We start from the raw sequence: 13,308 nt of genomic DNA on the forward strand, positions 1-13,308 counted from the left end.
AAGCGTCAGAGTCGCCCATGCGTGTTCGCCGAGGTCGTGTCGCCGCACTCGTGTTCCTCGCCGTCGTGCCGAGCGCACGCGTCGCGTCGGCGGACGTCACGCCGAAGGCGGCGGCGGTGTGCTTTCTGTCCTGTGACACGCTCGACCCGTCGAAGGCCGGCCAGGAGACGTTCCCCGTACCGGAGAAGAACGTCAACGGCCGCAGGCTGGTGCTGCACGTGTCCGACGCGGACGGCATGGCGTGGGGCAGCGTCGACAACGGCACCACCGGCGACGCCGTGTGGCTCGACCGGTCCTGGGACGGCGGGAGCACCTGGGAGGGCCTGCTCGGCAAGGCGAGCGTCCCGAGCACGTGGACCGGCACGCGGACGCTCATGTACAACGTCTCCGACCCGCGGAACCACCGCCGCGGCCTGCTGCGTGCCTGCGGCGACGCCGGCGCCGTCGCGTGCACGGACTGGGTCTATCCGGCCGTCTGCGACGTCCGCTGCGACGGCACGGACGCGGGCCAGGCGAACGGCGGCACCGAGCCCGTACCGGCGACGACGCTCTCCGGCCGGGTGATCCGGCTGCACACCGACAAGAACGCGATGGCGTGGGCGAGCATCGAGACGGGCGCCCCGGGTGACGAGGTGTGGCTCGACCGCTCGTGGGACGGCGGCTCGACCTGGCCCGGCGGCTCCTCGCTCGGCCGCGTCCCGGTCGCGAGCGGCGCGGCCACCGCGCGTACGACGATGTTCGCCGTACGGGACCCGCGTGGCCGTCTCTACGGCGGTGCCGTCCGCGCCTGCGGCCGGGCGGTGTCGGGCCAGAACGGCAGCTGCACCGCGTGGGCCCGGCCCGCGCCGGCCCGGGCGTCGGCGGCCGCCGACGCCCTGATGTACTCCTACGATCCCTACACCGGCTGGTGGCCCAGCAGCTGGTGGAACTCCGCGGCCGCGCTCACCGCGCTCACCGGCCGCCGGGACCACCAGTACGACTGGGTCATCGCCCGTACGTTCGACCAGAACAAGGGCACGTTCGCGGCCGGGCAGCGCAGCAGCGACGCGATCGAGGGCAACTTCGTCAGCCGCGCCATCGACGACAGCGCCTGGTGGGGCCTCGCGTGGGTGGCGGCCTACGACCAGACCGGCGACCAGCGCTACCTGACCATGGCGACCACGATCGCGAACTACGTGAACCAGTACTGGGACACGGGCACGTGCGGCGGCGGGGTGTGGTGGGACCGGGAACGCACGTACAAGAACGCGGTGACGAGCGGCCTCTACCTGCGCCTGGCCGCGTCGATCCACCGGCGCACGCCCGGCGACACGGTCTGGCTGCAGCGGACGCGTACGGCCGCGACCTGGTATCTGAACAGTGGGCTCATCAATGGCGCGAACCTCGTCAACGACGGCCTCACCGCGGACTGCCGCAACAACGGCCAGACGGTCTGGACCTACAACCAGGGCCTGGCCGTCGGCGGTCTGGCCGAGGCCTGGCGCGCCACCGGCGACACGAGCCTGCTCGACGCGGCCCGCCGGCTCGCGGACGCGGCGATCACAGGTCTGACGCGCACCGGGATACTGACCGAGTCGTGCGACGTCGGGCAGGGCACCTGTGATGACAACCAGAAGCAGTTCAAGGGCATCCTCAGCCGCTATCTCGCCGACCTGGAGGCGGCGACCGGAACGGCCTCCTACCAGTCCTTCGCCGTGAAGCAGGCGGACTCGATCTGGCTTGACGACCGCGACGCGCTCAACCGGCTGGGCCAGCGCTGGGCGGGAGGCAGCCCCAACGTGTTCGACTGGCGCACCCAGTCCAGCGCGCTCGACGCCCTCGACGCCGCGGGCTGAGATCACTTCGGTCCGGCCACGACGCGGAGATCGGCGTTAGGTTAAGGGTGCCCCTGAAGCCATGTCGTCGCGGAGCTCCAGCGGGCCGGAGTCAAGCGGATCAGCATGGGGGCCTCGCTCTGCACACGCGTGATGACGGCGCTCCAGGAGGCGGCCGGTCAGCTCGCGGCGGGGAAATCGCGTCCGCGTCGTCGGGCATGTCGTTCGGCGAGATCTACCGGCTGATCGCGGACTCGCAGCGCGAATAGGTGGACTACATGGTCCTGTGGTGGCCGGTCATCCGACGAGCTGTGACTTGATGTTGCTCAGGGCCATGTCCAGCGCGACTTCCATGGGCTTCACGTCGCGTGTGGTCTGGGCGAGCAGATAGCCGCCCTGCAGTGCGGCCATGAGGCCCGTGGCGATCTGATCGGGATCGGCGTCGGGCTTGAGCGTGCCGTTGTCCTGCATGCGCCGGAGCCCGTCGGCGATCAGCTTCTGCCAGCTGGCGAAGGTGGCCGCGAGGATGGCCCGCGCCTCCTCGTCGTGATCGGCGATCTCGTTGGCCATGGAGCCGAGGGCGCACCCGTGCGCGCCGTTCTGCGCGCCGTTGAGCTGGACGAGCACGTTGCGCCAGCGCTGGAGACCGCTGAAGGAGCTGAGGCGCTCCAGGTGCTGCTGTTCGCGGTCGAGTACGCGCTGGGCCCACAGGCCGGCGACGGCGCAGACGAGTGCGTCCTTGTCGGCGAAGTGCTGATAAAGCTGTGACTTGCTGGTGCCGCTGGCGGCCCGTACGTCATCGAGAGTGGTCGCGTTGATGCCCTTGATGTGCATGAGGTTCGCGGCCGCCTCGAGAATGCGGGCCCTCGTCGCCGCACCGCGCGCCGTCAGGCGCGCCGCCCGGGGGGCGCTCTTCATCTCGGCCACGGCACAAGATTACCCTGGTGTACGGCGATCCGGCCGCCCTGCGAGCGCGGCTCCGCACCGGACGCCGCGGGCTCCGGTGCCATCGATCGTGAGACCGATCACCTGATGCCGTGCCTCGGGAGCGCTGGCGCCGTACGCCGATCATATTGGACTAAATAGTCCTATAAGGTGAGGGTGTTCCGGTCGGGTGGAAGGGGAACTCATGGTGACCGAGCAGTCAGAAGAGGTGCGGGCGTCGCTGCGTTCACTCGTGCAGGAGCCGGACCTGCTGAGCGCGCTGGAGCCGGTGGTCGATGCCGGCTTCTCGGCCGCGCACCGGGTCGACCTGGACGCGACGTCCTGGATCGAGCACGTGCCGGGCTGGCTCCAGGGCGCCGATCACCTCTTCAGGGAGCTCCTGGAGACCGCGCCGTGGGAGCAACGCCACCGGAAGATGTTCGCGCAGGACTTCATCGAGCCTCGCCTCACGGCCGAGTACCCGATGATCGACCTGGCTCCGCAGCCGCTGCTGCACACGGTGGCCGAGGCGCTGTCCGAGCACTACGGGGTCGCCTACCGGACGCTCTGGATGAACCTCTACCGCACCAACCGTGACTCGACCGGCTGGCACGGCGACCTCATCGGCAAGATCCAGGAGGAGAGCACCGTCCCGGTCCTGAGCCTGGGCGCGACGCGGCGCTTCCTGATCCGCCCGGTCGAGGGCGGCAAAAGTCTCTCGCTCAAGGTCGCGGGCGGTGACCTCGTCGTCATGGGCGGCCGCAGCCAGCGCGACTGGCGGCACTCCGTGCCCAAGCAGACCACCGCGGCGGGCGCCCGCATCAGCGTCAACTTCGCACCGTTCCGCGCCTGAGACCGGAAGCCCGCGATACCGATGCTTCTCACGGGACGGGGCGGTACCGACCGTTATGGCGTTCGCCCAGGTCAAAGCCGCTGTGCTTCGACCATCGTCGAAGCATCACGTGCCTACCATCGGGACAGGGCCGCGCCGTCTCCCGGCCGCGGCGCCGTGAAACCAGGAGGCTCCTGTGAAGATCCAGCACACGCCCACACCCACGCTGGTCATCGAGCACGCCGAGGCCATTCCCGGCTACACCTACGGCACGGCCGAGGCCGCCGCCTCGCCGCTGACCATGGAGGACCTGGAGCGGCTCAAGGCGGTGGTCGGGCTCACCGAAGAGGATGAACGGGCGCTCAGGGACGCCGCGGGCATCCTCGCCGACCAGGCCGACGACATGGTGAGCGCCTACCGCCGCCGGCTCGGTGAACTCCCGTTCATGCGCCCGTACTCCGGGCATCCCGACGGGACGCCCAACCCGGAGTACGGCGCCGCGTCCAAGCCGCGCTTCGACCGGTTCATCATCGACGCCTGCACCCGCCCGCTCGACGAGGACTGGCTGAACTACCAGCAGGAGATCGGCCTGCGTCACACGCGGGCCAAGAAGAACGCCACCGACCACGCCGACTCCCTCGACCACATCCCGATGCGCTACCTGCTGGCGTTCACGGCCGAGGTGATCGCCTCGGCGCGGGGGTACCTCGCCGCCAAGGGTGCCTCGCCCGAGCAGGTCGACCGGATGCACGCCGCCTTCACCAGGTCGGTCATGCTGCACGTCACCGTCTGGACCCGGTCGTACGCGGACGCCGCCGAATGGTGAGACAGATCATCCGCGTCGAGCCGCTGTCGACGTACCTGGAGCGGTGGAAGGCGCCGACCTCGGCCGTCATCCGGAGCGGCGACACCGTGTACGTCTCGGGGTTCCCTCCCTTCGACCCTCGTACCGGCGAGGTCGTCGAGGGCGCCTCGATCGAGCGGCAGACCGAACTCGTCCTGGAACAGATGAAATTGTGCCTGCAGACGGCGGGCTCGTCCCTGGAGAACGTCCTCAAGTGCAACGTGTACTGCACGTCCGTCGAGAAGTTCGCCGCGGTCAACGCCGTGTACGGCCGGTACTTCCCGAGTGATCCGCCCGCCCGGATCTTCGTATGCGTCCCGGCGTGGCCCGGCCCGTTCGACATCGAGGTCGACTGCGTCGCCGCCTTGGACGGCCCCACGACGTAATTCCTTTCCCATGATCGGCGCGACGCGTGGCCATCGGCGGTCGGTCTCCTTATCGTCTCCCCTGGTCAGTGGCCGGGAGGTAAACGAGAAGGGGAGACTCATGAACACCACGGCGAAGCGGCTGCGTCTCAGCGTGATCACCGGCGCTCTGGTCCTGACGGCCGGCGTGGGCGCCGCGGAGGGCGCGAACGCGTCGGCCTCCGGCAGGCAGGTGGTCCACACGACCGGTCCGCAGGCGCCGATCCGCCCGGCGATCGCGAGCAAGCGGAGCGTCGTGATGGCCCGCGCCCGTACCTGGCTCACCGCGCGGGGCGGCGGGCCGGTGCCGTACAGCCAGAGCGACTACCTGGGCGGCTGGCGTACGGACTGTTCCGGGTACGTGTCCATGGCCTGGAACCTGCGGACCGGCGCCTCGCCGACCGGCCGGCCGATCAACCACAACACCGACAGCCTGCTGCGCGGCGGGTACGGCACGCCCGGCCCGGTCGTGAAGCCGATCACCTGGGGCCGGCTCAAGGCGGGCGACGCCATCGGGTTCCTGGGCGCGGGCAGCATCGGCGACGCCGGCCACGTGATGCTGTTCGAGAAGTGGGCGAACCCGGTGCACACCTCTTACTGGGTGTACGAGCAGGCCGGCGACGGCGGCACGCACCACCGCACGCACCCGGTCTCGTACAACGGCTACAAGCCCTACCGGTACAACCTGATCCTCGAAGGCTGACCGCGCCGCCTGCGCGCGGAGGCGCCGGCCGAACCGGCCGCCCGCGGCCACCGTGGCGGCCTTCTCACCGGCCGGCGTGGAGGGCGTTCTGTGACGAGCGTGCACTCGATCCCCGTACAGATGCCGGCGGCTCCGTGCGAGTCGGTCTCGCGGCCGCCGCACCCGCGGCTGCGGTCGCTGCCCGGCGCCACCGCGATCCGCGCCGACCAGGAGGAGCCGGTTCGCCGAGGTCAAGAGATCGGTGTTTCGGGGGGAGACCAGCCCGCTGGCAGGCCGTCGTGTGGGTGGTCGGTGTGGATCACTCGGGGGTGGCGACCGTGCCACCACCCGGAGTTGAGGTCACCTGGGTCGGATGGCGGCCGGCCGGAGGTCCGGATCAGGACGGTCACCTCGCGGTAGCGGTCGTCGAGGGCTTGGAGCTGCGGTCGGCGTAGTTCCTGGATCCGGTGGGTGAGCATCGGCCAGGCGGCGTGGAGCCAGTCCCGGCAGCGCAGGTCATGGTGCCACTCGTAGGCGAAGGTGCCGTCGTACCCCTCTTGAAGGTCCTCTACGAGGTCCTGCCAGGCGTCCAGCATCTGGTTGAGGGTGAACGCGCGGCGCCACCCCTGCTCGGCCAGCGCGTGTCCGGCTTGGTGGATGGACCTGTAGTCGTCTTCGCTCAGTCGCTCGTGATGGTTCATGAGCTCAGAGCCCTCGATGACCAGCAGCCGGGAACCGGGCGTGGCGGATCGTGCGGAGAACGCGGACCGTGTCGCCGTCGCTCCAGTCGCGCAGGACGAAGCTCAGCAGACAGACGTCGGCGGCGGGCGCCTCCGCGAAGAAGCCGCCACCGACCGTCTCCACCCGGTCGGCCGGACCGCGAGCGTACATCGCCTCGGCCGCGATCGGCGCGACGGCGGGCTTGCCGAAGACGACGCCGTGCCGGTCCGGGTGGCTCGTGAGCAGCTCGGCGCGCAGGCTGCCGTCGGCGACCACCTTGCCCGGGGGCCATCGAACAGGCCCGTACGGGCCGGTGACGCCGGCCATGGCGCGGGCGGACAGGGCGGCGCGCTCCGGGTCGGCGGAGATCCAATGAAGGGCGGCCCGCCGAGATAGTGCTCCGTGGCCGGTTCGCCGGAGCGTACGGGGTGCGGGAGGTCGCTGAACGGCGGACACTGCTGCTCCATCCACATCTCGGCGACGTCGGCCTGCGTATGGGGGTGGCCGGGGGACAGCGGCGTGGTCGCCACGCGGCCGTCCTCGGTGGTGCGGAACAGTCCGAGCATGGCCAGCGTACGGATCACCCGGCCGACGAGCAGCGCCTGTCGCTGCGGCGACCCGGCCGGTATCTCCCCGGCCTCGCCGCGGACGACGAGCGGCCCCAGCACGCCGGCCCTCATGGGCTCACCGCCTCGCGATCTTGCCGGCCGGACCTGGCCTGCGAGGCTTAGAGCACGCCGGCGTCGGCCAGCCACTGCCATAGGTCGTCCTGCTGGACGATCGTGACGCCGAGCTTCTCGGCTTTGCCGGTCTTGGACGCGCCGAGGTTCGCGCCGGCGAGGAGGTAGTCGGTGTTGGCCGAGACCGACGAGGCGGTCGTCGCCCCTGCGTGCTCGACGAGGCGCGTGACGTCCGGGCGGCTGATCTTCGCGCCCGAGCGGGGGTCGGTGAACGCGCCCGTGATCACGGCGGACCTGCCCTTCAGCGGCGAGTCGCCCGCGGCCGCCGCGTCGAGGGGCCGGTCCTCGTCCAGCACGTCGAGGTCCACGCCGCGCTCACGCAGCCTGATGATCTCCTCCTCGACGTCGGTGCGGGCGAAGAAGGCGACGACGCTCGCGGCGGCCTTCGGGCCGATGTCGCGGATCGCCACCAGGTCCTCGGCCGTCGCCGCCGCGACGTCCTCGACGCGCTCGTAGCCGGCCAGGCACAGGCGCTTGGCCGTGCCGTCGGACGCCATCGGGATCGCCAGGCCGATCAGCGCGCGCCGCAGCCCCATGCCCTTGGACGAGGCGATCGAGTCGACCATGTTCTTGGCGCTGACCTCGCCCATCCGCTCGTACGCGAGCAACCGCTCAGCCGTCAGGTCATAGAAGTCGCTGCGGCGCTTGAGCACACCGTCCTCGGCGAGCTTTTCGATCCAGACGTCACCGACGCCCTCCATGTCGGCCGCCTGCCGCGAGGCCCAGTGCATCAGCCGGCGCGTCGCCTGCGCCGGGCACTGCAGGTTCACACACCAGCGCTCCTCACCGGTGCCGCGGACCTCCAGCTCCGAACCGCACGACGGGCAGTGCGCCGGCGGGACGATCTCGACCTCGGTCCCGTCGCGCTCCTCGGGCAGCGAGCGGCCCGCGAACGGGATCACGTCGCCGCGCCGGACGACCGCCACCGTGTCCCCGATCCGCAGGTCCCGTTCACGGATCAGTCTGGGGTTGTGGAGGGTGATGTTCTCCACGGTCACTCCGCCGACGAACACCGGCGCGACCCTCGCGCGCGGTGGGACCCGGCCGATCTTTCCCACCGGCCACTCCACCGACAGCAGCTTCGTCAGCTTCTCCTCCGGCGGATACTTGAACGCGATCGCGCCACGCGGCTCGGCGCTGTTGAACCCCGCCGCGTCGAACGCCGCCGGCTCGTGCAACCGTACGACCGCGCCGTCGATGTCGTAGTCCAGCCCGTCGCGGCGGCCGCCGATCTCCTCGATCGCGCCCAGCACCTCCTCGACGCTCGCGCACACGAACTGGCTGACCGGCTCGAAACCCACCGGGATCTCCAGCGCGGCGCCGTCACGATCGGCGCCGAAAGCGAAGAACCGCAGCAGCCGCTTGGCCTCCGCGGCCGCCGCGGGATCCTTCAGCACCAGGGTCCCCGCCGCGCCCGACCGCGGGTTGGTCAGCGTCCGGTCGGGGTGCGCCTCGTTGTAGGCGGCCCACACCGACCGCAGCATCACCGCCTCACCGCGGACCTCCACCCGTCCAGCGGCCTCGATCTCGACCGGCAGGCCGGGAATCACCTGGCGCACCTTGTCGGTCACCAGCTCACCGACCGTGCCCGTACCGCGCGTGGCCGCGTAGTCCAGGCGCCCGTTGACGTAGACCACACTGAGCGAGAGCCCGTCCAGCTTCTCCAGCACGCGGAAGACCTGGCCGCCGAAGCGCTCGCAGAAGGTGCGGATCTGCTCCTCACCGGTCGCCTTGGCCAGCGAGAGCATCGGACGCGCGTGCCGCACCGTCGGGCCGGTCAGCTCCGCCGGTGCGTTGACCTTGCCGAGCGGGCTGTCGGCCGGCTCCAGCTCCGGGTGCCCGGCGACCAGCGCCGCCAGCTCGTCCTTCAACGCGTCGTAGTCGGCGTCCGGCAGCGGGCTGTCGCCGGTGCCGTAGTACAGGTCGTTCAGGCGCTTGACCTCGACGGTCAGCTCAGCGATGCGCTCACCTATGTCCACCCCTCGATTAAACGCCACGCCACCGACATCCACGCCGTACGGCGGTCCGGTCCGGGGACGGTCACCGGGCCGGCGCGGGCCGGTCGGGTGCGGCGGGCTAGATGTTCTTTCCGGCGATGTAGCCCTGACACAGGGCTCGGGGGAGTCCGTGCATGCTGAAACCCCCGGCGGTCTCACCGCAGGCGTAGAGGCCGTCGATGATATCGCCGCTCAGGTCGATGACCTGGCATTCAGCGTTGATTCGAAGGCCGACCCGTGTGTCGTGGACGACCGGGGTGGACCAGGCCGCATAAAAGGGAGGCTTGTTGATTTTCCACTTCGGCCCGGGTTTGGCGAAGTCGGCGTCGCGCCCGGCATCAACGAAACCGTTGTATCGGCCGACCGTGTCGACGAGGGTACGGCCGTTCATGGGGACCCGCTGGAACCTCATCCTGATCTTCGCGGCGAGCGCGCTCAGCGTATCGGCCTGGAAGAAGAATCCACCCGTGACGTCCACGTTGGGCGGCCGGGGATCCCAATTCTCCCGGGCGACGGCATCGGAGTCGAAGACGGCCCAGATCGGCCCACCGCCGTTATGCGTGTCACCGATCCCGGCAAGAGCGGCGTTGATCCAGTTGTTGGGGTTGTACTTGACGTTCTTGGCGTTGAGGTAGGAGTCGGGTATGTAAGGGTCGATGGAGTCGTAGTTGTTGGCGGTGAACTGCGGCCCGGTCTCGTCGTAGAAACGGTTGCCGAGCATGTTGACCAAAATGACGTCCTGCCAGTCGGCGACCTTCAGCCCGGTGGCTCCGACGCGGTCGAACACGGGGCTGCCCGGCATCCAGCTGAGGTTCACGTAGCCGTACCGGGTACCGATGGAGCCCGGCTTGGTGATCCCGAAGCCGAACTCCCCGGTCTCGTTGAACCCGCCCCAAAGCGAGGCTCCCAGCGCCATGGCGGCCAGCTCTCCGCCGGCGTCCTGGTCCGACCACGGTTGCCCGGCCACGCCGCAGTACTCCTCGGTCAGGCGGACGTCGAACTGACGCCGGAACGCGACGTTGCTGCTGGAGCCGCCGGTGCCCAGGATCACCCCTTTACGGGCCCGGATGTTCACCGTACGGCCGTTGTGCTCGGCCGCGATCCCGATGACCCGGCCCGGGCCGTCCCGGTAGAGCGAGACCATCTTGTGCTCCAGGAGGATCCGCACGCCGGCCTTGCGCGCTGCCGCCTCCAGCGGCCGGATGAGACCGTTGCCGGACGACGTCGTCGTCCGCACCGAGGGATCGGCCGGCTTCCCGGTCTGAACCATCGGCCAGTCCATCACCGCCGCATGGCTGACCCGCGGCACCGAGTTGCCCACCGAGGTGCCTCCCTGGGTGTCGGGCGCCTTTTCCACGAAGACCACACCGTGAGCTCTCAGCCATTCGAATGTCGCCACACTGTGGTCGGCGAAGGCGCGGACGATCTCCCGGTCGTTGTAGCGGTAGTCCGGGAATCCGTTGGGTTCCACGACGGACCAGTCCGTGAGATCACGGAAGAACAGGTCGGGGGAGTCCTTGATCCCGTACTTCTTCTGCATGCTGTTCCCGCCGCCCAGCGGAATGTTCCCGCCGCTGCAGATACCGTGCCCGCCGATATGAGGCTGGACCTCCACCATGAGAACGGAAGAGCCCGCCTCGCAGGCGACGATCGCGGCCGGAAATCCCGAGGCCCCGGTCCCCACCACGACGACGTCGGCGTCGTGATCCCATTTCCTCGGCCGCGTGCCCGCGCTCGCCGGCGTGGATCCGCCGGAGACCAGCGCCGCCACCGCCGCCCCACTGCCAGCCATAAGGATCTTGCGTCGCCCGGTGTCGATGGCGCATCACCTCTTTCGCCTCAGAGGAGATCTTTCCTCTGACTCCCAGCATTACTCGATCGCAAGACGAAAGTGGGTCCGCCAAATCGCGCGGAACGTTATGAAGTCACCTTTCAACCGCGAACCATCAATCTGCCCCCGGAAACGGTGTGCGGCGGCCGCCTCGGGCGCCTCCCTCGACCAAGGCCGCGCCCGAGCGGGTACGGCTTCCATTACCTCCCCCGTAGCCGGGGTGGGTCGCGCAAGGTCGAGTTGAGTCGGATGGAGAGCCTCTCACCTGCAGTTACGCCCTGAGGGGGCTGCGGTGAGTCTGGGGGAGCCGAGAGGCATTGGCTCCCCTGAGTGGCTCCCCGTGGCTCCCTCTCCAGGGCGGAGAGGAGTTCCTATGACCAACGATGAAGCGAACGTCCGACCGTTTCCCGATGACAGTGCGGTGCTGGTCTGGTATCCGCCCTATGGCGTCGACGCTCGCGATCGGAGTGCATGGGCATGGCTGCCCGGCTCGATTGTGAGCCAGTGCTGCTTCGACGAGTGGTGCGTCGTCGTGGAGGCCCCCGAACTCGCCGAACCTGACGAGAGCCTGCCGGATGGTGACGCGCCGGAGAACCTCCTCTATCCCTTGTGCTTCCGCGACTCCAGCGAGATCCGCGCGGTCACCGTGTGGCCGCAGGCGCGGGGGGAGAGGCACCGATGATCGATCGCCTGATACGCACTACGACGGCGCTGGCGGTGATGGCCGTAGCGGTGATCGCCGCGGTCATCTCGTATCGCCACGCCTACGAACTCGTCATGACGCATGGGGAAGTCGGAGCGACGGCCCGGCTGGTGCCGCTTACAGTCGACGGCCTCATTTGGGCCGCGTCGATGGTGATGCTCGACGCCAACCGTCGGCACCAGCCGGTACCAACGCTGGCGAAGTGGAGCCTGGGCGTCGGCATCGTCGCCACGGTCGGCGCCAACCTGGCACACGGCATGGGCCACGGAGCCGTAGGCGCCCTGGTCAGTGCGTGGCCAGCTGTGGCTCTGGTCGGCTCGTACGAACTGCTAATGGCCCTCATCCGAGCTGAGCACCGCGTAGGGGTCGCTCCCGTCTCGGGCGTCGCTGACAGTCCCGATACGCCGGCTGCCCAACCGGACGTACCAACTGCGGCGCCAGAAGCACCAACGCTGGAACAGGTGGTACGTCGGCGGCACGAAGCAGGTGATAGTCAGAGAGCCATCTCGCGAGATCTAAATATGGACCGCCGCAAAATAAAACGAATCATCGAGCAGGCTGCTTGATAAGAGGTCCGGTGCCCCGACTCCCAAACGGGGCACCGGACCTCTTACGTTGCCTATCCCGGTACTACGACATATCCCGCTTGTAAGGACGAAGGTCCAAACGAAAAGCTTCAACTGTTGCAAAGGAGCAGAGCACCCGCTGGGTGTGGGGACAACCGGCCCCGAAGGCACTGTACGTCAGGAACGGAACCCTCCCGGGCGTGGGGACGACGCCTTGGCGACGACCTCCAGGCCCTCGACCTGCGGAACACCCCCCCGTGCGTGGGGAGGACCTCCCCGCCGGCCTCACCGAGGGCGCGGTCTACGGCACACCCCCACGGGCGTGGGGAGGACTTCGGGGTGGCGGCCTTCCGGTCGCCGCCGGGCGGCACACCCCCCCCACGGGCGTGGGGAGGACCCAAACGTCTGCCAGTAGTCCGGTTTCGCGTACGGCACACCCCACGGGCGTGAGGAGGACCGCTTGACGTTCCCGAGCTGCGGGACGCCCTGCGGCACACCCCCACGGCGTGGGGAGGACCCCTTTCAGGACGGAATGAGGGAGGTGACCCACGGCACACCCCCACGGGCGTGGGGAGGACCCGAGAAAGGGCAAATTTAGCCCCGGCGACCGAGGCACACCCCCACGGGCGTGGGGAGGACATCTCCAGAACCCGCCACCGGCCCCGGCTCATGCGGCACACCCCCACGGGCGTGGGGAGGACACGAGCGCATCGTCAATCCGCGACCCACCCGACGGCACACCCCCACGGGCGTGGGGAGGACGTGTCGACGAATTGCGTCGCCCAGATCTTCCACGGCACACCCCCACGGGCGTGGGGAGGACTTGGGAATCTTCACCAGCTGGTCGATGTATTCCGGCACACCCCTACGGGCGTGGGGAGGACGCCAGACGTCCGACCCGGTTCTGGTCGACCGCCGGCACACCCCCACGGGCGTGGGGAGGACCGATGAGCAGGCACGCGTGACGAGGCACACCGGCACACCCCCACGGGCGTGGGGAGGACTCCTTCAACCAGTCCGGATCAGCGTCACTGATCGGCACACCCCCACGGGCGTGGGGAGGACCAGCGCGCCGGGCAGATCGTCCAGCACCGCGACGGCACACCCCCACGGGCGTGGGGAGGACGAAGTGGATGAGCTCGCCGGCGACGGCGTCGGCGGCACACCCCCACGGGCGTGGGGAGGACTGAGGGCACGGTTTGCCTTGTGACGGATACGCCGGCACACCCCCACGGGCGTGGGGAGGACATG

The 13,308-nt window shown here is 69.5% G+C and carries 12 protein-coding genes and 1 CRISPR repeat array (1 of these 13 only partly in view); of the genes, 7 read left to right on the top strand and 5 right to left on the bottom strand.

Going from position 1 to position 13,308, the window contains the following annotated elements; all coding sequences use genetic code 11:
- Window positions 1-17: 17 nt before the first annotated feature.
- Complete coding sequence (locus QWU11_RS24795; protein WP_290116793.1) at window positions 18-1,835, top strand: glycoside hydrolase family 76 protein; 1,818 nt, start codon at window positions 18-20, stop codon at window positions 1,833-1,835.
- 276 nt (window positions 1,836-2,111) lie between these two features.
- Here the strand turns inward: QWU11_RS24795 and QWU11_RS24800 are convergent, their stop codons facing one another.
- Window positions 2,112-2,732 carry a TetR/AcrR family transcriptional regulator gene (locus tag QWU11_RS24800; protein WP_290116840.1) on the bottom strand — a complete coding sequence of 207 codons (621 nt, stop codon included), beginning with the start codon at window positions 2,730-2,732 and terminating at the stop codon, window positions 2,112-2,114.
- Window positions 2,733-2,943: 211 nt separating this feature from the next.
- Here QWU11_RS24800 and QWU11_RS24805 point away from each other — a divergent pair, with 211 nt between their 5' ends.
- From QWU11_RS24805 to QWU11_RS24820, 4 genes are all read left to right on the top strand, one after another.
- The gene (locus tag QWU11_RS24805; RefSeq protein WP_290116794.1) at window positions 2,944-3,591 is read left to right on the top strand and encodes an alpha-ketoglutarate-dependent dioxygenase AlkB; all 648 of its coding nucleotides are present in this window, start codon (window positions 2,944-2,946) and stop codon (window positions 3,589-3,591) included.
- 175 nt (window positions 3,592-3,766) lie between these two features.
- On the top strand, window positions 3,767-4,396 hold the full coding sequence (locus QWU11_RS24810; RefSeq protein ID WP_290116795.1) for a protoglobin domain-containing protein: 630 nt from the start codon (window positions 3,767-3,769) through the stop codon (window positions 4,394-4,396).
- Complete coding sequence (locus QWU11_RS24815; RefSeq protein WP_290116796.1) at window positions 4,390-4,800, top strand: RidA family protein; 411 nt, start codon at window positions 4,390-4,392, stop codon at window positions 4,798-4,800. Before QWU11_RS24810 ends, QWU11_RS24815 begins: the two co-directional genes overlap by 7 nt.
- 100 nt (window positions 4,801-4,900) lie before the next feature.
- On the top strand, window positions 4,901-5,521 hold the full coding sequence (locus QWU11_RS24820) for a hypothetical protein (RefSeq protein ID WP_290116797.1): 621 nt from the start codon (window positions 4,901-4,903) through the stop codon (window positions 5,519-5,521).
- A 230-nt stretch (window positions 5,522-5,751) separates the two neighbouring features.
- Here the strand turns inward: QWU11_RS24820 and QWU11_RS24825 are convergent, their stop codons facing one another.
- The 4 genes from QWU11_RS24825 to QWU11_RS24840 all read right to left on the bottom strand — a co-directional run bounded on the left by QWU11_RS24825 (window position 5,752) and on the right by QWU11_RS24840 (window position 10,749).
- Entirely contained in the window at window positions 5,752-6,201 is a 450-nt protein-coding gene (locus QWU11_RS24825; protein ID WP_290116798.1) for a hypothetical protein, read from the bottom strand.
- A 4-nt stretch (window positions 6,202-6,205) separates the two neighbouring features.
- On the bottom strand, window positions 6,206-6,676 hold the full coding sequence (locus QWU11_RS24830; protein WP_290116799.1) for a methyltransferase: 471 nt from the start codon (window positions 6,674-6,676) through the stop codon (window positions 6,206-6,208).
- A 271-nt stretch (window positions 6,677-6,947) separates the two neighbouring features.
- Entirely contained in the window at window positions 6,948-8,939 is a 1,992-nt protein-coding gene (gene ligA / locus QWU11_RS24835; RefSeq protein WP_290116800.1) for an NAD-dependent DNA ligase LigA, read from the bottom strand.
- A 97-nt stretch (window positions 8,940-9,036) separates the two neighbouring features.
- A complete protein-coding gene (locus tag QWU11_RS24840) occupies window positions 9,037-10,749 on the bottom strand; it encodes an FAD-binding protein (protein ID WP_290116801.1) in 1,713 nt (570 codons plus the stop codon).
- 412 nt (window positions 10,750-11,161) lie between these two features.
- Here QWU11_RS24840 and QWU11_RS24845 point away from each other — a divergent pair, with 412 nt between their 5' ends.
- Both QWU11_RS24845 and QWU11_RS24850 read left to right on the top strand, forming a co-directional pair.
- Window positions 11,162-11,470 carry a hypothetical protein gene (locus QWU11_RS24845; protein ID WP_290116802.1) on the top strand — a complete coding sequence of 103 codons (309 nt, stop codon included), beginning with the start codon at window positions 11,162-11,164 and terminating at the stop codon, window positions 11,468-11,470.
- The gene (locus tag QWU11_RS24850) at window positions 11,467-12,057 is read left to right on the top strand and encodes a DUF2637 domain-containing protein (protein ID WP_290116803.1); all 591 of its coding nucleotides are present in this window, start codon (window positions 11,467-11,469) and stop codon (window positions 12,055-12,057) included. Before QWU11_RS24845 ends, QWU11_RS24850 begins: the two co-directional genes overlap by 4 nt.
- Window positions 12,058-12,239: 182 nt before the next feature.
- A CRISPR array of direct repeats spans window positions 12,240-13,308; the repeat unit is 28 nt; unit sequence GGCACACCCCCACGGGCGTGGGGAGGAC (it continues 1,219 nt past the right edge of the window).

This window comes from Actinomadura sp. DC4, from assembly GCF_030406325.1.
Classification (GTDB): Bacteria; Actinomycetota; Actinomycetes; order Streptosporangiales; family Streptosporangiaceae; genus Actinoallomurus.

Coding starts and splice junctions, on each gene's coding strand:
- QWU11_RS24850 (WP_290116803.1), top strand. CDS start 11,467: ATGATCGATCGCCTGATACGCACTACGACGGCGCTGGCGGTGATGGCC.
- QWU11_RS24795 (WP_290116793.1), top strand. CDS start 18: ATGCGTGTTCGCCGAGGTCGTGTCGCCGCACTCGTGTTCCTCGCCGTC.
- QWU11_RS24820 (WP_290116797.1), top strand. CDS start 4,901: ATGAACACCACGGCGAAGCGGCTGCGTCTCAGCGTGATCACCGGCGCT.
- QWU11_RS24805 (WP_290116794.1), top strand. CDS start 2,944: ATGGTGACCGAGCAGTCAGAAGAGGTGCGGGCGTCGCTGCGTTCACTC.
- QWU11_RS24825 (WP_290116798.1), bottom strand. CDS start 6,201: ATGAACCATCACGAGCGACTGAGCGAAGACGACTACAGGTCCATCCAC.
- QWU11_RS24840 (WP_290116801.1), bottom strand. CDS start 10,749: ATGGCTGGCAGTGGGGCGGCGGTGGCGGCGCTGGTCTCCGGCGGATCC.
- QWU11_RS24800 (WP_290116840.1), bottom strand. CDS start 2,732: ATGAAGAGCGCCCCCCGGGCGGCGCGCCTGACGGCGCGCGGTGCGGCG.
- QWU11_RS24815 (WP_290116796.1), top strand. CDS start 4,390: ATGGTGAGACAGATCATCCGCGTCGAGCCGCTGTCGACGTACCTGGAG.
- QWU11_RS24845 (WP_290116802.1), top strand. CDS start 11,162: ATGACCAACGATGAAGCGAACGTCCGACCGTTTCCCGATGACAGTGCG.